This is a genomic window from Cellulomonas wangleii (genome assembly GCF_018388445.1).
Lineage (GTDB): Bacteria > Actinomycetota > Actinomycetes > Actinomycetales > Cellulomonadaceae > Cellulomonas > Cellulomonas wangleii.
The window spans coordinates 2204110-2224666 of the sequence record NZ_CP074405.1 but is presented as its reverse complement, the minus strand read 5'-3'; the positions used below and the strand labels follow the sequence as shown (position 1 = coordinate 2224666).

The following is a 20557-nucleotide window of genomic DNA, read 5'->3' as shown; positions in this document are numbered from 1 at the left end:
TGCGCGGCCCCGTGCCCCGCCGCGGTCACGCCGGCGGCCGCGGCGGGGGCACGTCGTCGGGGACGCGGTAGATCTCCGCGATGGTCAGGCCCAGGTCCGTGAGCAGCGCGACGAGGCCGGTCAGCGCCGCGGCGTCGGGCAGCCGGCAGGACAGCGCGGCACCGTCCGGTGTGGGCGCCGCCACGACGTCGGCGAAGTCCGCGAGCGACGCGAGGTCGTGCGCGGCCGACACGACGCGGATGTGGTAGAGCATCAGGCCTCCTCGCTCACGCGGACCGAGCCTGGCAGGGGTGTCGCGCGGAGACGTCATGCCCACCGGATGACGCCGTGCCCGGCCGCGCCTGCCGCGGTACCCGGGTGCCCCCGCCCGGACCCCTCCGTGCACCCGCGTGCGAGAAGCCCCGGGGCCCGCCGGCGCGCGGGGGCCGGGGGCGCGCTCATCCGCGCCGGGTGAGGCACGGCGGCGCGCCCCGGGTGACAGTGACAGCCGGAGCCCCGTGCGGGCGGACCCCAGGAGAGCGCCATGCGTCGTCCCCGTCTCGTCGTCGTCGTCCTGCTGAGCCCCGTGGCGCTGCTGCTGGCCCAGTGCTCGACCGGGACGCCCGAGGCGGCCACGACCCGCGCGTGCGAACGCGCCGAGGACCTCGCCGCCGCGCTCGCCTCGCTGGACGAGACGATCGGCGAGGGAGCCCCGCTCGCGGACGTCCAGGACGCGGCCCGGCGCGCCGAGGACGCGCAGGGCGCCCTGGACGACGCGGCCGAGGACCTCGCGCGGGAACGCGTCGACGCCCTCGACGCCGCATGGGAGCGGGTCGACGACGGGGTCGACGCGCTGGCGGACGACGCGGCCGTCACCGCCGGGGCCGACCGTCTGCGCGAGGACGTCGCCGCGGTCGAGGACGCGCGGGCGGACGTGGTGGCCGAGCTGGGCTGCTGAGACGGTGGGGCGTCGCGGGGCGCCTAGACTCGTCGCCCGTGACCTCCGACGACGCCGCCGTGCCCGCACCGACCGGGGCCGCCCAGCGGCGCGGTCCCTTCCGCGTCGGCGAGCGCGTCCAGCTGACCGACCCGCGAGGACGGCTGCACACCGTCACGCTGCACCCCGACGGCGCCTTCCACACCCACCGCGGCTACCTGCGGCACACGGACCTGATCGGCGCGAGCGAGGGCGTCGTCGTGCAGAACACGTCGGGCATCGCGTACCTGGCGCTGCGCCCGCTGCTGGCCGACCACGTGCTGTCGATGCCGCGCGGTGCCGCGGTCGTGTACCCCAAGGACGCCGGCCAGATCGTCACGATGGGCGACGTGTTCCCCGGCGCGACCGTCGTCGAGGCGGGCGTGGGCTCCGGTGGGCTCACGCTGTCCCTGCTGCGCGCGGTGGGCGACGGCGGACGCCTGGTGTCCATCGAGCGCCGCGAGGACTTCGCCGCGATCGCGCGCGGCAACGTCGAGACGTTCTTCGGCGGCCCGCACCCCGCGTGGGACCTGCGGCTCGGTGACCTGTCCGACGTGCTGCCCACGGCGGTGGAGCCGGGAACGGTGGACCGGGTGGTGCTCGACATGCTGGCGCCCTGGGAGAACCTCGACGCGGTGGCGACCGCGCTCGCACCCGGGGGTGTCCTGGTCTGCTACGTGGCGACGACGACCCAGCTGTCCCGCCTGGCCGAGGACGCACGGTCGGACGGCCGGTTCACCGAGCCCGAGGCGTGGGAGTCGATGGTGCGCGGGTGGCACCTCGAGGGCCTGGCCGTGCGGCCGCAGCACCGCATGGTCGGCCACACCGGCTTCCTGCTCACGACCCGCCGGCTCGCCGACGGCGTCGAGCCGCCGCACCGCAAGCGTCGGCCCGCCAAGGGGTCGTACCCGGTCGCCGAGGACGGCGCGCCCGTGACCGACCCCGAGCTGTGGTCGCCCGAGGCGATGGGGGAGCGCGAGACGTCCGCGAAGAAGATCCGTCGGGTGCGGCGCGAGCTGCACGTCGCCCCCGAGGACCTCGGGCCGCAGGGTCCCGCGACGGGGGACTGACCCCCGGTGGTGCGTCCCGGGTCCGTGCGTGCGGCGCGTCCCGGGGCGCGCCGTCCACCCTGCGGGACGCCCCCGGCCCGCGGGCCGCGACACGCGCCAGGTGTTGACACCTGCGGTTAGTGTCGTCTGACCAGCAGGCACAGCGGCGTGCACGGTGGACCGGAGGAAGGGCGCATCGCGCGGAACGGAGGCCGAGCACCATGACCGAACCGGCTGTCCCCGGACGTGACCTGCACCGCGAGCTTGCGGTGCTGGCAGCGAAGAACGAGCGCCTGAGCGAGGCGCTCGTGGCGGCGCGCGAGCAGATCCTCGAGCTCAAGCGGCAGGTGGACGACCTCGCCAAGCCGCCCGGCACCTACGCGACCTTCCTCGGTGCGCGGGAGGACGGGACGGTGGACATCGTCTCCGCCGGCCGCAAGATGCACGTGGGCGCGAGCCCCTCCCTCGACGTGCACCGGTTGCGCCCCGGCCAGGAGGTCATGCTCAACGAGGCGCTCACGGTCGTCGAGGCCGGCGGCTACGAGCAGGTCGGCGAGATCGTCACCGTCAAGGAGATGCTCGGCGAGGGCCGCGCGCTCGTCGTCGGGCGCGGTGACGAGGAGCGGGTCGTGCGCTTCGCCGGGCAGGTCGCCGACGGCGGCGTGCGCGTGGGCGACGCGCTGACGATCGACCCCCGCAGCGGGTTCGTGTTCGAGGTGATCCCGCGGGCCGAGGTGGAGGAGCTCGTCCTCGAGGAGGTCCCGGACATCGACTACGCGGACATCGGTGGGCTCGGTCCGCAGATCGAGGCCATCCGTGACGCCGTGGAGCTGCCCTTCCTGCACCCCGAGCTGTTCCGCGAGCACGGCCTCAAGCCCCCGAAGGGCGTCCTGCTCTACGGCCCCCCGGGGTGCGGCAAGACGCTCATCGCCAAGGCCGTGGCGCACTCCCTGGCCGCGACCGCCGCCGCGGCGCGCGGCGCCGACGTCGCGGACGCCCGCTCCTACTTCCTCAACGTCAAGGGCCCCGAGCTGCTCAACAAGTACGTGGGGGAGACCGAGCGGCACATCCGGTTGATCTTCGCCCGCGCCCGGGAGAAGGCGTCCCAGGGGCACCCGGTCGTCGTGTTCTTCGACGAGATGGAGTCGCTGTTCCGCACCCGCGGCACCGGCGTCTCCAGCGACGTCGAGACGACGATCGTGCCGCAGCTGCTGGCCGAGATCGACGGGGTCGAGCGGCTGGACAACGTCATCGTCATCGGTGCGTCCAACCGCGAGGACATGATCGACCCCGCGATCCTGCGCCCGGGGCGCCTCGACGTGAAGATCAAGATCGAGCGCCCGGACGCCGAGGGCGCACGGGAGATCTTCGCGAAGTACCTGACCGCGAACCTGCCCATCCACGACGACGACATCGCGGAGCACGGCGGGTCCGCGAGCGCGGCGGTCGAGGCGATGATCTCGCGCGTCGTGGAGCGGATGTACTCCGAGGCCGACGAGAACCGGTTCCTCGAGGTCACCTACGCCAGCGGGGACAAGGAGGTCCTGTACTTCAAGGACTTCAACTCCGGGGCCATGATCCAGAACGTCGTCGACCGCGCCAAGAAGTCCGCGATCAAGGACCTGCTGTCCACCGGGCAGCGCGGCATCCGCGTTGACCACCTGCTCGCGGCGTGCGTGGACGAGTTCAAGGAGAACGAGGACCTGCCCAACACGACCAACCCCGACGACTGGGCCCGGATCTCCGGCAAGAAGGGCGAGCGGATCGTGTTCATCCGCACGATCGTCCAGGGCAAGAAGGGCATCGAGGCGTCGCGGACCATCGAGAACGTCACGAGCACCGGCCAGTACCTGTGACGTCGCCCGCGTGAGCGGTCCGGCGGGGCGCCCGCGAGGCCGTGACCGCCTCGCGGGCAGCCGCGGCCCGTGGTCCCGGCGGCGCCTAGGGTGGACGGCGTGACCGTGCGCCGCGTGATGGGCATCGAGACCGAGTACGGCGTGCTGCAGCCGGGCCGGCCGCTGGCGAACCCCATGCTGCTGTCCAGCCACGTGGTGGCCGTGCACGCGGCTGCGCGCGAGGCGGGCCGCTCGCGGGCGCGGTGGGACTACGACGACGAGGACCCGTTGCACGACGCGCGGGGGTTCCACCTGCAGCGCGCCGCCGCGCACCCGTCGATGCTGACGGACTCGCCGACGGTCCCGGCGCCGTCGGGTGACGGCCCGCAGGCCATGCCACGGTCCGAGGGCGAGGAGTACGAGGACCCGGGCGCCGCGAACGTGATCCTCACCAACGGGGCGCGGCTGTACGTCGACCACGCGCACCCCGAGTACTCCTCGCCCGAGGTGACGTCCCCCCTCGACGCGGTGCGGTGGGACCGGGCCGGCGAGCTCGTCATGCTCGAGTCGGTGCGCCGGCTCGCGGCGAGCCCCGCCCTGCCCGACGTCACGCTGTACAAGAACAACGTCGACGGCAAGGGCGCCACCTACGGCACGCACGAGAACTACCTCGTCGAGCGCTCCGTCCCGTTCGCGGACCTGGTCGCGGGCCTGACGACGTTCCTGGTGACGCGCCAGGTCTTCACCGGCGCGGGCCGGGTCGGGCTGGGGCAGCGCGGCGAGCACCCGGGGTTCCAGCTGTCGCAGCGCGCGGACTACATCGAGGCGGAGGTGGGCCTGGAGACGACGCTGCGCCGTCCGATCGTCAACACCCGCGACGAGCCGCACGCCGACCCCACCCGCTGGCGGCGGCTGCACGTCATCATCGGCGACGCCACCATGCTGGAGCCGGCGACGTACCTGCGGCTCGGGACGACGTCGCTCGTCCTCTGGCTCCTGGAGCAGGCCACGGCGGGCGGCCCCGGGCGTCGAGCGGCGCAGCGCGTCGAGCGGCTGGCGCTGCGCGACCCGGTGCAGGCCGTGCACCGGGTCAGCCACGACCTCGGGCTGGGCGAGCGGCTCGAGCTGGCCGACGGGCGACGGCTGACGGCCCTCGAGCTCCAGACGGAGTACCTGGCGGCGGTCCGCGAGGCGCTCGACGCCGCCGGCGGCGCGCCCGACGACCAGACGCGTGACGTCCTCGCGCGCTGGGGGTCGCTGCTGGAGCGGCTGGGGACCGAGCCCGCGTCCTGCGCACGGGAGGTCGAGTGGCTCGCGAAGCTGCGCCTGCTCGACGGCATGCGCCGGCGGGACGGTCTGGCCTGGGACCACCCCCGCCTGGCCGCCGTGGACCTGCAGTGGTCGGACGTGCGCCCCGAGCGAGGTCTGTACCACCGGCTCGCGGCCGCCGGGGCGGTCGAGCTGCTGGTGACGCCGCAGGAGGTGGCCGACGCGGTGCGGCACCCGCCCCAGGACACCCGGGCGTACTTCCGCGGGGAGGCCGTGGCACGCTACGGCTCCGAGATCTCGGCGGCGAGCTGGGACTCGGTGGTGTTCGACGTGCCCGGCGCCCAGACGCTGCAGCGCGTGCCGATGCGGGACCCGTTGCGTGGCACCCGGGCGCACGTGGGGGAGCTGCTGGACCGCAGCCCGGACGCCCGCTCGCTGCTGGCGGCACTCGGCGGCTGACCGCCGTCGCGCGCGAGGTGGTCCGGTCAGCGCATCTCGCCGACGAACCGCACCGCCTCGCGGGCCTCCTGCACACGCTTCTCGTACGTCACCCCGAGTCCGAGGACGAGGGTGCCGCCCACCGCGAGCAGGATCCAGCCGTCGATCGCGGCGAGAGCCCCCGCCGCGATCGGGCTGAGCACCACGACCAGTGTCACGAGCACGGCTCCGGCGCCCAGCAGGAACGGGGCCTGCCGGCGGCGCGTCGCACCGGTGACGACCGAGGCCACGCCGAGCGCGAGGAGCAGGGTCGCCCGCCACCCCGCGGGCTCGGCCACGAGGAGCGTCAGCGGCGCCCCGAGCGTGAGCGCCAGCGGGACGCCGAGGTGGGCCCACGAGCCCTGTGCCGGGTCCCGCCGCAGGCGCTGGACCCCCAGGGCGAGCGTCAGGAGCCCGAGCACGGTCCAGGGGACGTCGGCCGGCTCCGGCCCGCCGCGCAGGGCCAGCACGGTGGTGGCGAGCGTCGCGGTGGTGACCCCCAGCACGGTGCCCACGCGGTCGCGGGCCCACCAGGCCAGGGCGGCTCCCGCGCCCAGCACGACGATCCCGCGCGCGGTGCCGAGTGCCGTCGCGTCCACCGCCACGAGCGTGGGGAGCGCGAGCAGACCGACCAGCAGGCACCGCAGCACGGCGTCCGCGCGCCGGCCGGGCCCTGTGCGGCGGTGCGCGAGCCCGACCCCAAACGTGAGGACGGCGACGCCCTCCACCGCGAGCAGCGGCGGGCCGACGGGGCCGGGCCGGTGCACGAGTGCCTCGGCCCACGGCCCCACGGTGGCCACCACGAGTGCGGCACCCGTGAGCACCGGGGCCACGTACCGCGCCGCGAGCAGTCCGCCGGCGCTCCGGACCGGGCCCTGCGGGTCGACGGGTGCGAGCTGCGGGTCCGCGGCCCCGGGGCTGCTCCCGCGGCGGCTCCGGGCCACCAGGGACAGCCCGAGGAGTGCTGCCGCCGTGGCCCACCACACGACCGGGCGTGCGTCGGGGGTCCGCAGGAGCACGGACGGGACGAGGGCGAGCAGGCCTGCCGCCACCCAGACGCGCGGGACGTCACCGCGGCGGGCGGTGAGCGCCGCTGTCGCGAGCGTCACCAGGCCCGCGGCCGCGAGGGGCAGGTCCGCCAGGGGCGGCACGCCGACGCCGGGGGCTCGCGCGACGAGGACTGCGGTGACCGTGGCGGTGGCCCCCGCGAGCAGGAGCAGGCCCAGGCCGGCCAGCCCGGCCCCGGCACCACCCGCGGACGTGTCACCGGCCGGGCCCGCCGCCCGGGGTCGCGACAGCGGCGCGCGCAGGCGCTGCCCGCTCACGCCGCCCCCGAGCGCGAGGGCGACGGCCGCAGCGCCGAGCGCGAGGGCGCGGACCGTCGCGGCCGGTCCTGCCGGCGCGGCGAGCGCGGCGAGCACCGTCGGGGCGGAGGCCGTGAGGACGACCGCCCAGGGTGCGGCCGTGTCGACGACCGCACGCACGCGGGGCGTGCGGGACGTCCCCGCGCACAGCAGCAGGGCGGCCGCCGCCGGCCACGACCAGACCTCCACGGCGACCGTGCCGTCCGGCAGCCACGGGCCGCTGACGACCGCGTCGGGGGCCACCGCCGCGACCACCGCGCGGGTGATCGGTCCGACGAGCAGCAGCAGTGCAGCCAGCCCTCCGAGCAGCTCACCGGCCGCCGGTCGACGCGGTGCGACGAGCACCGCGGCCGCGGTCACGGCGACGGTGACGCCCGCGGTGAGCAGGCCCCGGTCCACCCACCGCGTGCCCACCTCGAGCACGGCGGGCAGGAGGGCCGTCGGCAGGGTCGCCGACGCGAGCCCGGCGACCAGCAGACCGGCGGCACCGGGGCGGTCCCGCGCCACGCGCCAGGCGCCGACCCCGGCGACCACCAGGGCGGGCGGCAGCGTCCAGACCTCGACGACGGTGGCGTCGCGCACGCCCAGCACCGCCCACCACGCGCACGTCGCCAGGACCAGCGCCAGCCACCAGACCCGCGAGCGCCCCGGTCCCAGCGCCCACGCGGCCGCGCCGACGGCGGCGAGCACGAGCGCGACCGCCAGGGGCACCTGCCCCTGGACGGCCGCCGCGGCCAGGCCACCCGCCACGACCGCCGTCCCGGCCGCCTCGACCGCGACCCGTGCCGCGGGGGCGCCGCGCAGGCCCGCGGGTGCGGCCGCGGCCCACGCCACGGCGCCCACGAGCGTGACGAGCAGGGCCGTGCCCGTCGCGCCGGGCCGCCCCAGCGTGAGGTGGGCCGTGGCCACGACCAGCGCCGTGACGGGGGCAGCGGCGCCCGCTCCCGCGGTCATGTGGTCGGCACCCCACCGTCGGTCGTCGTGCAGCAGCACCACGACGAGCGCCACGGCCGCCGCGGCGGCGGCGAGGGGCGCGGCCGTGACGAGCACCGACAGGGCGCTCGGCCCGCTGCCGTGCGCTGCGGCCGCCTGCGCGGTCGCCGACGCCCACGAGACCGCGACCGTCACGCCCGCCAGCCCGAGGGCGGTGTCGCGCTCGGCGGCGGCGCCGGTGCCCAGGCGGTGCGCCAGCACCAGGAGCACGGCGGCCACCGCCGTGACCGCGAGGGCGAGCGCGGCGGCGACCGGCAGGCCGGCGGCCGTTCCCGCGGTCGTGCCGGCCGCCACGAGGAGGAGGGCGGCCGTGGCGGTCGAGGCGGCCCCCGAGCGTGCGGTTGCCGACCAGGTCCGTGCGTGGACGGCGATCGCCGCGGGGACGAGCAGCGCGGCGGCCGTCCACCCGGGGTGCGGCAGCGCACCGAGGACCGCGAGGACACCGGCGGCGACCGCCCCGGTGCGGACCGACGCCCGGCCGAGCCGCCGGGCGGTCGGGGGGGTGAGCAGCACCGCGGCGACCGCGCCGTGCGCGCCCACGGCGACGACCGGGGCCGCGGGTCCGACGGCCGTCAGGACGGGCACCACGACCGCGATCCCCACGACCACCGCACGCCAGGCGAGCGCCGCGGCCCGTGCGACGGTGCCCTCCTCCCACCGTGCGACGAGCACGCCGAGCGCGCCCGCACCCGCGAGCGCGCCGACGGCGGCGGCACCGACCGGCGGGACGCTCCCGGGGGCGGGGTCCCGCAGGAGGTGCGTCGTGGCGGCCGTCACGAGGACGGCGGCCGACCATGAGGCGGCCGGCGCCGTCGCCGCGAGCGCCGCGCGGGCGCCGGCGCGCACGTCGGCACGCCACGCCACGGGGACCACCGGGTCCACCCGCAGGAGCCCGGCGGCCGCGACGCACGTGCCGACCACGCCCGCGAGCGACGCCAGGACCGCGTCCGTCGCGCGGGTCGACCCGGTGACGCCGACCACGGCCGTGGCGAACGCGGCGGCGAGGGCCAGCGCCGTGGTCACGCCCCCGGCCCACGCCCAGGCGGCGCGCGCGGACGCCCGGGCGGTGCGCGGGCCGACTCCGCTGCGCGTGCCCGGGGGCGGTGCGACCGCACCGCGCGCCTCCACGACCACCTGGAGGGCCGACACCGCGGCGACGCCCGCGAGGACGGCCACGGCGGGCCACGCCGTCCCGGCCGGGCTCGTGACGGTGCCGACCAGCGCCGTCACCGCGGCCGCCGGCAGCAGTCCGGCGGCCGCGCCGTGCAGCACCGCCCGCTCCGCGCGCGAGTGCACCCAGGGCGCCACCGCACGCACGGCGGTCGACGCCGCGGCCAGCAGCAGCAGCGCGGCGGCCGTGGCGGCGTCCGGTGCGGTGAGCAGCCACGGGAGCGGCGTCAGCGGCACCAGCACGGCACCGGCCACCGCGCCCACGCGCAACCGTGACCGGACGCCCCAGGCCGTGAGCAGCCCGGCGCAGACGAGGGCGGACAGACCGGCCTGCGTGGCGGCGTCCCCGACGACGAGCGTCCCGGTCGCCCGGACCGCCCAGGCGTCCAGCAGGAGCAGCACGACCGCTACCGCGCCCACCGCCTCCGCGCCCTGCGGGAGGCTGCGCGCGCGCAACCACGACGCGAGTCCGAAGACCACCACGGTGCCGACGGCGACGACCAGCGCCCGGCCGCCGAGCCCCATCACGTCCCAGGCGAAGACGAGGAACGCGATGCTCGCCGCGACCAGCAGCGCCGCGCCGACGACCTGCAGGACGGTCTGCACCCGCCACGGCCGGCGTGGTGCGGCCGGCGGCACGGGCGGCCGGACGGCGCGCGGCACGGCGGGCGTCGTCGCAGCGGTCGGGACAGCACGCGCGCGGACCGCCGGTGCGGGTGCCGCCGGTGCCGGGCGAGGGCTCGGCGGGACGTCCGGCAGCGCCGCCCTGGCCGACCCGCGGCCCGTGGCCGTCCGCAGCTGCGCCGCCCGCAGCGCGGCGACCCGGTCCTGGCGCGCCCGCAGTGCACGGACCACGGCCTGGCTGTCCTGCCAGACCAGCGTCCCGTCCGGTCCGGAGACGTCGAGCGCGCACGCGCCGCAGCGGCCGGCGCTCAGCGTGGCCGCGCAGCCGGGGCACAGCGTCGGGTCCTGCAGCGCGCGCAGCACGCGGCCGTAGAGAGTCTCGGGCATGCGGGCATCGTGCCAGGCCACGGGCGCTGCGGAGCCGTCATCCACAGCTCGTGCGCGCGCTGGACCACCCGGGTGGCCCAGCGCGGGGGTCCGCGGCGGCGCGCCGTCCGTGTCGTGGTCACGGGTACGGCGACGGGGTGTTGGGCCTAGGGTGGTCGGGCGGGCACGCGCACGTGGTCGCAGGACGGAGATCACCATGGCTGGGCAGGATCAGGTCAGGCACGGTCACGAGGACGAGCCGGTCGACGAGCCGGCCCCGCCCGCCCCGTCGGCGGCCGGTGCGCAGGCCAGGGACGCCGAGGTCGACGCCCTGCTCGAGGAGATCGACGACGTCCTGGAGCAGAACGCCGAGCAGTTCGTGCGGGGGTTCGTCCAGAAGGGCGGGCAGTGAGCGCCGATGACCCCGAGCGACTCCTCCGGCCGGCTCCCGCACGCCTTCACGACCCCCGGCACGCCCTCGTTCGTCGACTTCCTGTCGGGGTACGCCCCTGACCTGCTCCCGGGACGCCGACCCGTCCCCGTGGGTGACCTGCAGACCCCGCACGCCACGACGATCGTCGCGCTGACCTTCGACGGCGGCGTGGTCATGGCGGGGGACCGGCGCGCGACGATGGGCTCGATGATCGCGAGCCGGCGCATCGAGAAGGTCTTCCCGGCCGACGAGTTCTCCGCCGTGGGCATCGCCGGCACCGCCGGTCTGGCCATCGAGCTGGTGCGGCTGTTCCAGCTCGAGCTGGAGCACTACGAGAAGATCGAGGGGAGCCTGCTGTCGCTCGACGGCAAGGCCAACCGGCTCGCCACCATGATCCGCGGCAACCTGGGGCTCGCCATGCAGGGGCTGGCGGTGGTCCCGCTGTTCGGCGGCTACGACCTCGACCTCGGCGTGGGACGGATCTTCTCGTACGACGTGACGGGCGGGCGCTACGAGGAGCACGGGCACCACGCGGTGGGCTCCGGGTCCGTGTTCGCGCGCGGCTCGCTCAAGAAGCGCTGGCGTCCCGACCTCGACGCGGACGCGGCGGTGCGTGTCGCCGTCGAGGCGCTCGTCGACGCCGCCGACGACGACTCCGCCACGGGTGGCCCCGACCGCTCCCGACGGATCTGGCCGGTGGTCGCCACCGTGACGCAGGCCGGCTACCTGCGCGTGTCGGACGACGAGCTCGCCGCGGCGGTGGACGTCGTGGAGAACGGCCGGCGCAGCGCCCGGCGTGACGGAGGTGCCGCATGAGCATGCCGTTCTACGTCTCGCCCGAGCAGCTGATGAAGGACCGGGCCGACTACGCGCGCAAGGGCATCGCGCGCGGCCGGTCCGTCGTCGTCCTGCAGTACGACGACGGCATCGCGTTCGCCACCGAGAACCCGTCGCGCGCCCTGCACAAGATCTCGGAGATCTACGACCGCATCGCGTTCGCCGCCGTCGGCAAGTACAACGAGTTCGAGAACCTGCGCGTGGCCGGCGTCCGGTACGCCGACCTGCGCGGCTACTCCTACGACCGCGTCGACGTGACGGCGCGCGGGCTGGCGAACGCGTACGCCCAGACCCTGGGCACCGTGTTCACCACGGAGTCCAAGCCGCTCGAGGTGGAGCTGGTCGTGGTCGAGGTGGGGCGCGAGCCGGCGGGGGACCAGATCTACCGCCTGTCCTACGACGGCTCCGTCACCGACGAGCACGGGTGGGTCGTCATGGGCGGGCAGGCCGAGCGCCTGGGCACCCTGCTGGGCGAGGAGTGGCGGCCCGGCATGACCCTCGCGCAGGTGCTGGGGCTCGCGGTGCGTGCCCTGGGTGGCACGGGCGAGGACGGTGAGCCCCGGGTGCTGGGCGCGGCGCAGCTCGAGGTCGCGGTGCTGGACCGCACCCGGCCCCGGCGGGCGTTCCGGCGGCTGACCGGTGCGCTCCTGGAGGACGTCCTGGGCGGTGCCGCCGCGCCGACGGGCGGCGGGGACGAGCCGGTCGCACCCTGAGGGTGTGTCCCGGCGGCGCCGGACCGACGAGCGACGGGGAGTGACGCATGGACAGACGCATCTTCGGCCTGGAGACCGAGTACGGGGTCACGTGCGCGGCGCAGGACGGTCGTGGCCTGTCCGCCGACGAGGTCGCGCGCTACCTCTTCCGGAAGGTCGTCGCCTGGGGGAGGTCCTCGAACGTCTTCCTGCGCAACGGCTCACGGCTGTACCTCGACGTCGGCTCGCACCCGGAGTACGCCACCGCGGAGTGCGACGACTGGCGCCAGCTGGTCACGCACGACCGCGCGGGCGAGCGGATCCTCGAGGGCCTGGTCGGCGACGCGCAGCAGCGGCTCGAGCACGAGGGCCTGCCGGGGCGGATCCACCTGTTCAAGAACAACACCGACTCCGCGGGCAACTCCTACGGGTGCCACGAGAACTACCTCGTGCGCCGTCAGGGCGACTTCGCGCGGCTGTCGGACGTGCTCGTCCCGTTCCTCATCACACGCCAGGTCCTCACGGGTGCCGGCAAGGTGCTCGCGACGCCGCGCGGGGCGGTCTACTGCCTCTCGCAGCGTGCCGACCACATCTGGGAGGCCGTCTCGAGCGCGACGACGCGCTCGCGCCCCATCATCAACACGCGTGACGAGCCGCACGCCGACGCCGAGCAGTACCGCCGGCTGCACGTGATCGTGGGCGACTCCTCGATGTCGGAGACCACGACGATGCTCAAGGTCGCGTCGACGGACCTGCTGCTGCGGCTCGTCGAGGCCGGCGTGACCATGCGCGACATGACGCTGGAGAACCCGATCCGCGCGATCCGGGAGATCAGCCACGACATGACCGGCCGGCAGCCCGTGACGATGGCGTCCGGGCGCACGGTCACCGCGATCGACCTGCAGGAGGAGTACCTCGCGCGGGTCTCGGACTTCGTGACGGCCGAGATGGGCCCGTCGCCGGAGACCAAGCAGGTGCTCGACCTGTGGGAGCGGGGGCTGCGGGCGCTGCGCACGGGCGACCTGACGCTCGTCGAGCGCGAGCTGGACTGGGTCATCAAGTACCGGATGATCGAGCGCTACCGCGCCAAGCACGGCCTGGAGCTGTCGGACGTGCGGGTGCAGCGGCTCGACCTGGCGTACCACGACATCTCGCGGACGGAGGGCCTGTACAACCTCCTCGCCGCCCGGGGGCTCGTCGAGCGGGTGACGACGGATCTGGACGTCTTCGAGGCGACGGCGGTGCCGCCGCAGACGACCCGCGCCAAGCTGCGCGGCGACTTCGTGCGTGCCGCGCAGGACGCGCGCCGGGACTACACCGTCGACTGGGTGCACCTCAAGCTCAACGACCAGGCGCAGCGCACGGTGCTCTGCAAGGACCCGTTCCGCAGCGTCGACGACCGGGTGGAGCGGCTCATCGAGTCGATGTGACGCAGCCGGTCGCCCGTCCGGACGGGCGGTGACCCGGACGTCGCGCCGCCGGGCCGCGCCGGGGTCGTACAGTGAGTCCCCGTCGACGGCGGACCCGTGTGCGCGGTCCGGTCCGGCACGACCGGTGGGACGACCTGGAGGAGGCACGGACGTGCGGTGGGTGGCTGCCCGACGCCTGGCGGTGCTGGCCGTCGTGGGCATGCTGGCTGCGTGCAGCGCGGTCGCCCCGGTCGAGCCGGAGGTGACGGTCACCGGGGCCGCGGGCGAGGCCCCGACGGTCACGTACCTGACGCCGCTCACGGTCGACGAGACCCATCGGGAGACGGTCTGGCCCGGCACGGGTGCCGAGCTCGTCGAGGGCGCTCCGGTCCTCATCGACTTCTGGCTGGAGAACGCGACGGACGCCAGCCTGGTCAAGGAGAGCTACTCGACCAGCCCGACGCCGCGTCTGCTGACGGCCGAGGACCTCGGCACGGACCTGTACGAGACCCTCAAGGGCCAGCAGGTCGGCGCGCGCCTCCTGCAGGTCGTGCCCGGCGGCGCGGGCGTGGACTACCCGACCGTGACGGTCCTCGACGTGCTCCCGACGCGGGCCGTGGGTGAGCCCGTCCCGCCGGACCCGTCGCTGCCCGTCGTCACCGAGGGCGGCGACGCCGGGTTCTCGCTGGCGCCCACGGGCGCGGCGCCCCCGGACGAGCTCGGGATCCAGCCGCTCGTGCGCGGCACCGGTCCCCAGGTCGCCGCGGGCGACGTCATCACGGTGCAGTACAGCGGGTTCGCGTGGGACGACGGCACGCTGTTCGACTCCACGTGGCAGCACGGGCTGCCCGTGTCGTTCCTGCTCTCCGACGTGCCGCCGTGGGCCGAGGGGTTGGTCGACCAGCCCGCCGGCAGCCGCGTGATGCTCGTCGTGCCCCCCTCGTACTCCCTCGGTGTCACCGACAGCGAGGAGCTCTCCGGGAAGACGGTGGTGTTCGTGATCGACATCCTGGCCACGGGCAACCCTGCGCAGGGTGCCTCGTGAGCCTCGCGCTGCGGGTCATCCCGTGCCTGGACGTCGACGCGGGCCGCGTCGTCAAGGGCGTGAACTTCGAGAACCTGCGGGACGCCGGTGACCCGGTCGAGCTGGCGCGCCGGTACGACGCGGAGGGCGCCGACGAGCTGACCTTCCTGGACGTGTCCGCGTCGTCGTCGGACCGCGAGACCACCTACGACGTGGTGCGACGCACCGCGGGCGAGGTCTTCGTCCCCCTGACCGTCGGTGGGGGCGTCCGCTCGCCGCACGACGTGGACCGCTTGCTGCGCGCCGGCGCCGACAAGGTCGGCGTCAACACCGCGGCGATCGCCCGGCCCGAGCTCATCACGGAGATCGCCGACCGGTTCGGCTCCCAGGTCCTCGTGCTGTCCGTGGACGCGCGACGCACGACCGGCGACGTGCGCACGCCGTCGGGCTACGAGGTGACGACGCACGGTGGGCGCCGCGGCACCGGGATCGACGCGGTGGAGTGGGCGCACCGCGCCGTCGAGCTCGGGGTCGGTGAGGTCCTGCTCAACTCGATGGACGCGGACGGCACCACCGCGGGGTTCGACCTGGCGATGATCGCCGACGTCCGCGCGCGGGTGAGCGTGCCCCTGATCGCCTCGGGCGGCGCGGGCACCGTCGAGCACTTCGTGGAGGCGGCCCGCGCGGGCGCCGACGCGGTCCTGGCGGCGAGCGTCTTCCACTTCGGCACGCTCACCGTGGGGCAGGTCAAGGACGCCCTGCGCGCCGCCGACGTCGTCGTGCGCTGACGGTCCCGCGGTCAGGGCCCGGTGAGCAGGTCCCGGACGGTCTGCACGTCGTCCGGGGCGCCGTCGACGGTCACGTCCGCGGCCTGCAGCCGGCCCGAGACGGCGAGCACGAGCTCGCCCACGTCGCCGCGCAGGACCACCGACCCGTGGCCGGCGCGGGGCCGGTGGACGGCCGAGCGGACGTCGTCGGTGCGGACGAGCACCACGCCGGGACCCAGGCCACGCAGCCGCAGCGGGGCCATCCGCACCAGCTGGGACCACAGCACCTCGGCCAGCCCCGCGGGCAGCTCGCGCGGCTCCCGGGTCCCGGACCCGCGGCGCACGTCCTCGGTGTGGACGAAGTACTCGGTGGTGTTCACGGCGTCGCCGGCCCACGCCAGCGGGCTCCAGCGCGGCGGGGGTGCGGCGAACCGGTCGACGAGCGCGGTGTACCCCGCGCGGTCCGCCGCGGTGTCCGCCAGGCGCTCGGTCGCCGCGGCGACGCCACCGCGCAGGGCGCCCGCGGCCGTGGCCGGGCTCTCCCGGAGCACCAGGTGGGCCGCGAGGTGCCGGGCCTGCCAGCCGGCGCACAGCGTGGGGTCGTGCGGGTCCGCGGCGCGCAGCGCGTCGGACAGCCAGTCGCGTTCGGTCTCGTGCCACGTCATGCCACCGGATCGTGCCACGTGCGGGTGACCTGTGCGCACGTCCCCGGCGCCGGTCGTGTCGCAGGCGGGCGTGTCGCAGGTGCGTGAGAGGATCCCGGGATCCCCTTTCCCGTCAGGAGTGTGAACGCCGTGCCCGCACGTCCCCGGCAGCCGGACGAGCCGCCCGCCGGCGGTGCCATGCTCCAGGGCTCCGCCGCGCGCCGCTCCGCCGCGCTGGTCTGGCGGGGCTTGCGCTCGCACCCGCGGACGCACGTGGCGGCCGTCGGGACGTCGGCGCTGTACGGCGGCCTGGTCGTCGTGGTCAGCCGCGTGCTGGGGGCGGCGACGGACCAGGTCGTCGTGCCGGCGCTCGAGGGCTCGGCCGAGGCGCAGGACCGGATCTGGCTCGCGGGCCTGACCATCGCGGTGGTGGCGCTGACGCTGGCCGTCACCGTGGCCGGGCGCCGCATCTTCGCCGGCATGGGTGTCGCGGACATCCAGGCGGACCACCGTCGGGCGGTCACCCGGCAGTACCTGCGGCTGCCGATGACGTGGCACCGGCAGCACCCGACGGGCCAGCTGCTGTCGAACGCCGGCTCGGACGTCGAGGCGGCGACCGGCGTGTTCAACCCGCTGTCGTTCGCGCTCGGCGTCGTCGTGATGATCGTGACCGCGACGGTGGCCCTGCTGCGCACCGACGTGTGGCTGGCCGCCGCCGCGCTGGTCGTGCTGCCGCTCGCGGTGATCGCCAACCTGGTCTTCCAGCGCCGCATGACGCCGGCCATCACGCGCGCGCAGCAGCTGCGCGCGGAGGTCGCGGACGTGGCGCACGAGAGCTTCGAGGCCGCCGCGCTCGTGAAGTCGCTGGGCACCGAGGACCGGGAGGACGAGCGCTTCACCGACCGGGCGCGCGCCCTGCGGGACGCGAACGTGCGCGTCGGGGTCGTGCGGGCCGTGTTCGACCCGGTCATCGACCTGCTGCCGAACCTGGGCACCCTGCTCGTCCTGCTCGTCGGCGCCCAGCGGGTCGCCGCCGGGGTGATCGGCACCGGTGACGTCGTGGCGGCGGCGTACCTGCTGACGATGCTGGCCGTGCCGGTGCGGGCGTTCGGGTGGGTGCTCGGCGAACTGCCCCGCAGCCTCGTCGGGCACGACCGCATCGCGCGCGTCCTCGACGCACCGGGCGTGCCCGTGCCGGGGCGGACGCCGTTGGCGGCGTCCGGTCCTGGCGCCGACGTCCGGCTGCGCGGCGTGCACCTGCGCGTGCCCGGTGAAGGTGGCGAGGTGGCGCTGCTGCGCGACTTCGACCTGCACGTCGCACCCGGCAGGACGCTCGCCCTCGTCGGCCCCACCGGGGCCGGCAAGTCCACGCTGGTCGGCCTGGTGCCGCGCCTGGCGGACCCGTCGGCGGGCGTCGTCGAGATCGACGGCACGGATGTGCGCGACCTGCGCCCGGCGGACCTCGCCGCCCAGGTCGGCTACGTGGGCCAGTCGACCTTCGTGTTCGAGGACACCGTGCGCGGCAACGTCACGCTCGCCGACGCCGGCGACCCCGACGCCCCCGACGACGAGCAGGTCTGGGCGGCCCTCGCCGCCGCGCACGTCGACGACGTCGTCCGTGCCCTGCCCGGTGGCCTCGACGCCCCGCTCGGCGAGCGGGGGGCCAACCTGTCGGGGGGCCAGCGTCAGCGGCTGGCCCTGGCGCGTGCCCTGGTGCGGCGCCCGCGCGTGCTGGTCCTCGACGACGCGACCTCCGCCGTCGACCCGCGCGTCGAGCGGGACATCCTCCTGGGCCTGCGGTCCGCGGACGGTGCCGCGGGTCCGACCGTGCTGCTCGTGGCGTACCGGATGGCCTCGGTGCTGCTGGCCGACGAGGTGGTGCACATCGAGGCGGGCCGTGTCGTGGACCGCGGCCCGCACGACGAGCTGCTGGTCCGCGACCCCGGGTACCGCGAGCTGGCCACCGCCTACGAGCGGGAGTCGCTGCGCCGTGCCCAGGAGCGGGCCGACGAGGACGCCGCGGCGTCGTGGTCGGACGACGTGCCGGCCGAGGGAGGACGCAGGTGAACGCGACCACGGAGCCGCAGCGCACGGACGCGCGGATGGCACCCGCGAGCACGCTCGGCGTGTGGGCGACCCTGCGCCGCGCGACGCAGGTGTCGCCCGAGCTGCTCGACGGCCTGACCGTCACGCTCGGCCTGGCCGTGCTGGCGGCCACCGCGCGGGTGCTCGTCCCGATCACCGTCCAGCAGACCGTCGACACGGCGATCCTCGCGCCGGGCGGCGTGGACGTGCAGCGTGCTGCCGTGCTGGTCGGCCTGGCGGCGATCGGGCTGGCGGTGGGCGCGGCGTGCTCGGCGCTGGTCAACGTGCGGCTCTTCCGGTCGAGCGAGTCCGGGCTGCTCACGCTGCGGACCCGCGCCTTCCGGCACGTGCACGACCTCTCGCTGCTCACGCAGAGCACCGAGCGCCGCGGCTCCCTGGTGTCCCGCGTGACGTCCGACGTCGACACCGTCTCGATGTTCGTGCAGTGGGGCGGCATCATGCTGCTCGTCTCGGTGCTGCAGATCCTCGTGGCCACGACCCTCATGGCCGTCTACTCGTGGCAGCTGACGCTCCTGGTGTGGGCGTGCTTCATCCCTCTGCTCGTGGTGCTGCCGCGCATGCAGCGCGGGGTGAACGCCCGCTACGCGGCGGTCCGCCAGGAGTACGGCGCCATGCTCGGGGCGGTGTCCGAGGCCGTCGTCGGCGCCGAGACCATCCGGGCCTACGGCGTCACGGCCCGCACGCAGCGCCGCATCGACGCCGCGGTGGCCGGGACCCGCCGGGCGATGGTGCGCGCGCAGAACCTGGTGTCGGTCGTCTTCTCCTCCGGGGTGCTGGTCGCCAACCTCGTGCTCGCGGTGGTCGTGGTCGCCGGCACGTGGCTCGGGGTGGCCGGCGAGCTCAGCGTCGGGCGTGTCCTGGCGTTCCTCTTCCTGGTGCAGCTGTTCACGGGGCCCGTGCAGATGGCCACCGAGATCCTCAACGAGCTGCAGAACGCCGTCGCCGGGTGGCGCCGCGTGCTGGGCGTCCTCGAGACGCCGGTCGACGTGCCCGAGCCGGGCGCGGACGCCGTGCCCAGCCCGCGCGGCCCCGCGGCCGTGACGTTCGACCACGTCGGCTACGCCTACCCCGGTGGTCCGCCCGTCCTGCAGGACGTGGACCTGCACGTCGCTGCCGGCACGTCCGTGGCGGTCGTCGGCGCGACGGGCTCGGGCAAGACCACGCTGGCCAAGCTCGTCGCACGGTTCATGGACCCGACGACGGGCGCGGTGCTGCTCGACGGCGTCGACCTGCGCCGGGTCGCCTCGGCCGACCTGCGACGCCGGGTGGTGCTCGTCCCGCAGGAGGGGTTCCTGTTCGACGCGACGCTGGCGCAGAACGTGGCCTACGGGCTGCGGGACGTCCCGCGTGCCGCGGACGGCACGGCCGAGCTCGACGCGTCCACGCTCGCGCGCGTGCGGCAGGTCGTCGACGAGCTGGGCCTGGACGCCTGGGTCGACGAGCTGCCGGCCGGGCTGGGCACGCCGGTGGGGCAGCGGGGCGAGCTGTTCTCGGCGGGGGAGCGTCAGCTGGTGGCCCTCGCCCGCGCCCGCCTCGCCGACGGCGACCTGCTCCTGCTCGACGAGGCGACGTCGGCGGTCGACCCCGTCGCCGAGGTGCGCATCGCCCGGGCGCTGCGCGAGCTCTCCCGCGGGCGCACGACGCTGACCATCGCGCACCGGCTGTCCACCGCCGAGGCGGCGGACCTCGTGGTCGTCGTGCACGCGGGCCGCGTGGTCGAGGTCGGGACGCACCCCGAGCTGCTCGCCCGGCGCGGTCACTACGCGGCGATGCACGCGGCCTGGGTCTCGCAGACCCGCTGACGCACGCGATATGGTCCCTCCGTCGAGTGGCGGTATGCGACCATCATCCGGAAATCGACGACGTGGACCGTGCGTCCCACAGGTGACCAACCCGCGACGGCCCGGAGGGGAGGCGCCTGATGGCCTCTGGCAGCGCGCGAGAGAACGGTGGGATGCTCCAGCAGTTCCGCAACACCGTGTCCCTCACGCGGAAGTCCTCGGCCAGCGCACGGCTGCCGAACTGCGACCGGGCACGGCTGGTCGCCGCCCGCGACCGCCTCGACAAGGAGGTCCGAGAGAGCCCGAAGGGCAAGCACCGTTGAGTGGATGGCTAGCGGCTAGGAGCCTCGGAAGCAGCAACGAGAGGTTCTGGTCCTGCCAGTGCGTTACTCCGCCGGTCCCACGTCGGCGAGGTGCTCCAGTAGCCCCCGCCATGCGACGTGCCCGCCCGCCCACGGAACGCGCCAGACGTCGACTGCACCCGTCACCATCGAGATGAGAGGTGCCACGCCGCTGCGGCGCTGAGGTTGTGAGCGCCAGGCGTGCCCGCCGACTTCCACCTGCTGGAAGACGTAGGTGCACTCCTATGACAGGCGTCGTGGCGGCTGGGGCTGTCGGGGTTACCAGGTGTCGCCCGGCAGTCGATCACCCGTGGGTGTCGAACTCTGACGCCTGGAGTCTCACCGGGTCGCATTGACCCATAGTCGACGGGCCCGGGACCTGGGCGCCCCGTTGAGGCAGGCGCGCGCCGAGACGTGGTGG

At 75.6% G+C, this 20557-nt stretch carries 16 protein-coding genes; 13 read left to right on the top strand and 3 right to left on the bottom strand.

Annotated features, from left to right (window positions below; all coding sequences use genetic code 11):
• Window positions 1–25: 25 nt before the first annotated feature.
• Entirely contained in the window at window positions 26–253 is a 228-nt protein-coding gene (locus KG103_RS10230; RefSeq protein WP_207341223.1) for a hypothetical protein, read from the bottom strand.
• Window positions 254–523: 270 nt separating this feature from the next.
• Between KG103_RS10230 and KG103_RS10225 the strand changes: the two genes are divergently transcribed.
• From KG103_RS10225 to dop, 4 genes are all read left to right on the top strand, one after another.
• Window positions 524–937, top strand: coding sequence for a hypothetical protein (locus tag KG103_RS10225; RefSeq protein ID WP_207341224.1), 414 nt, complete (start codon window positions 524–526; stop codon window positions 935–937).
• Between the two features lie 38 nt (window positions 938–975).
• Window positions 976–2025 (top strand): tRNA (adenine-N1)-methyltransferase, encoded by a 1050-nt coding sequence (locus KG103_RS10220; RefSeq protein WP_249670541.1) that lies wholly within the window; start codon window positions 976–978, stop codon window positions 2023–2025.
• 200 nt (window positions 2026–2225) lie between these two features.
• Window positions 2226–3860: a proteasome ATPase gene (arc, locus tag KG103_RS10215; protein ID WP_207341225.1), complete on the top strand. Its 1635-nt coding sequence runs from the start codon at window positions 2226–2228 to the stop codon at window positions 3858–3860.
• 99 nt (window positions 3861–3959) lie between these two features.
• Complete coding sequence (gene dop / locus KG103_RS10210; RefSeq protein ID WP_307860945.1) at window positions 3960–5567, top strand: depupylase/deamidase Dop; 1608 nt, start codon at window positions 3960–3962, stop codon at window positions 5565–5567.
• 26 nt (window positions 5568–5593) lie between these two features.
• Here dop and KG103_RS10205 read toward each other — a convergent pair whose 3' ends face one another.
• Window positions 5594–10123, bottom strand: coding sequence for an SCO7613 C-terminal domain-containing membrane protein (locus KG103_RS10205; protein ID WP_207341226.1), 4530 nt, complete (start codon window positions 10121–10123; stop codon window positions 5594–5596).
• Window positions 10124–10319: 196 nt separating this feature from the next.
• On the opposite strand from KG103_RS10205, the gene KG103_RS10200 reads away from it, so the two are divergent.
• From KG103_RS10200 to hisF, 6 genes are all read left to right on the top strand, one after another.
• Window positions 10320–10514, top strand: coding sequence for a ubiquitin-like protein Pup (locus KG103_RS10200; RefSeq protein ID WP_089799290.1), 195 nt, complete (start codon window positions 10320–10322; stop codon window positions 10512–10514).
• Between the two features lie 6 nt (window positions 10515–10520).
• A complete protein-coding gene (prcB, locus tag KG103_RS10195; RefSeq protein WP_207341227.1) occupies window positions 10521–11351 on the top strand; it encodes a proteasome subunit beta in 831 nt (276 codons plus the stop codon).
• Complete coding sequence (gene prcA, locus KG103_RS10190; RefSeq protein WP_207341228.1) at window positions 11348–12085, top strand: proteasome subunit alpha; 738 nt, start codon at window positions 11348–11350, stop codon at window positions 12083–12085. Before prcB ends, prcA begins: the two co-directional genes overlap by 4 nt.
• Window positions 12086–12132: 47 nt before the next feature.
• Window positions 12133–13494 carry a Pup--protein ligase gene (gene pafA, locus KG103_RS10185; protein WP_207341229.1) on the top strand — a complete coding sequence of 454 codons (1362 nt, stop codon included), beginning with the start codon at window positions 12133–12135 and terminating at the stop codon, window positions 13492–13494.
• 160 nt (window positions 13495–13654) lie between these two features.
• Window positions 13655–14518, top strand: a complete 864-nt coding sequence (locus tag KG103_RS10180; protein WP_249670540.1) for an FKBP-type peptidyl-prolyl cis-trans isomerase — start codon at window positions 13655–13657, stop codon at window positions 14516–14518.
• Entirely contained in the window at window positions 14515–15285 is a 771-nt protein-coding gene (gene hisF, locus KG103_RS10175; protein WP_207341230.1) for an imidazole glycerol phosphate synthase subunit HisF, read from the top strand. Before KG103_RS10180 ends, hisF begins: the two co-directional genes overlap by 4 nt.
• 11 nt (window positions 15286–15296) lie before the next feature.
• Here the strand turns inward: hisF and KG103_RS10170 are convergent, their stop codons facing one another.
• Window positions 15297–15929, bottom strand: a complete 633-nt coding sequence (locus KG103_RS10170; RefSeq protein WP_207341231.1) for a TIGR03085 family metal-binding protein — start codon at window positions 15927–15929, stop codon at window positions 15297–15299.
• Between the two features lie 177 nt (window positions 15930–16106).
• On the opposite strand from KG103_RS10170, the gene KG103_RS10165 reads away from it, so the two are divergent.
• From KG103_RS10165 to KG103_RS10155, 3 genes are all read left to right on the top strand, one after another.
• Window positions 16107–17975, top strand: a complete 1869-nt coding sequence (locus KG103_RS10165; RefSeq protein WP_207341287.1) for an ABC transporter ATP-binding protein — start codon at window positions 16107–16109, stop codon at window positions 17973–17975.
• Between the two features lie 35 nt (window positions 17976–18010).
• Window positions 18011–19816 (top strand): ABC transporter ATP-binding protein, encoded by a 1806-nt coding sequence (locus tag KG103_RS10160; RefSeq protein ID WP_207341288.1) that lies wholly within the window; start codon window positions 18011–18013, stop codon window positions 19814–19816.
• Between the two features lie 152 nt (window positions 19817–19968).
• Window positions 19969–20118: a hypothetical protein gene (locus KG103_RS10155; protein ID WP_207341232.1), complete on the top strand. Its 150-nt coding sequence runs from the start codon at window positions 19969–19971 to the stop codon at window positions 20116–20118.
• The last annotated feature ends 439 nt before the right edge of the window (window positions 20119–20557 follow it).

Excerpts from the sequence above, each read along its gene's own strand:
- KG103_RS10230 (WP_207341223.1), bottom strand. The coding sequence starts at position 253 with ATGCTCTACCACATCCGCGTCGTGTCGGCCGCGCACGACCTCGCGTCG.
- KG103_RS10225 (WP_207341224.1), top strand. The coding sequence starts at position 524 with ATGCGTCGTCCCCGTCTCGTCGTCGTCGTCCTGCTGAGCCCCGTGGCG.
- arc (WP_207341225.1), top strand. The coding sequence starts at position 2,226 with ATGACCGAACCGGCTGTCCCCGGACGTGACCTGCACCGCGAGCTTGCG.
- KG103_RS10205 (WP_207341226.1), bottom strand. The coding sequence starts at position 10,123 with ATGCCCGAGACTCTCTACGGCCGCGTGCTGCGCGCGCTGCAGGACCCG.
- KG103_RS10200 (WP_089799290.1), top strand. The coding sequence starts at position 10,320 with ATGGCTGGGCAGGATCAGGTCAGGCACGGTCACGAGGACGAGCCGGTC.
- prcB (WP_207341227.1), top strand. The coding sequence starts at position 10,521 with ATGACCCCGAGCGACTCCTCCGGCCGGCTCCCGCACGCCTTCACGACC.
- prcA (WP_207341228.1), top strand. The coding sequence starts at position 11,348 with ATGAGCATGCCGTTCTACGTCTCGCCCGAGCAGCTGATGAAGGACCGG.
- pafA (WP_207341229.1), top strand. The coding sequence starts at position 12,133 with ATGGACAGACGCATCTTCGGCCTGGAGACCGAGTACGGGGTCACGTGC.
- KG103_RS10170 (WP_207341231.1), bottom strand. The coding sequence starts at position 15,929 with ATGACGTGGCACGAGACCGAACGCGACTGGCTGTCCGACGCGCTGCGC.
- KG103_RS10165 (WP_207341287.1), top strand. The coding sequence starts at position 16,107 with ATGCTCCAGGGCTCCGCCGCGCGCCGCTCCGCCGCGCTGGTCTGGCGG.
- KG103_RS10160 (WP_207341288.1), top strand. The coding sequence starts at position 18,011 with ATGGCACCCGCGAGCACGCTCGGCGTGTGGGCGACCCTGCGCCGCGCG.
- KG103_RS10155 (WP_207341232.1), top strand. The coding sequence starts at position 19,969 with ATGCTCCAGCAGTTCCGCAACACCGTGTCCCTCACGCGGAAGTCCTCG.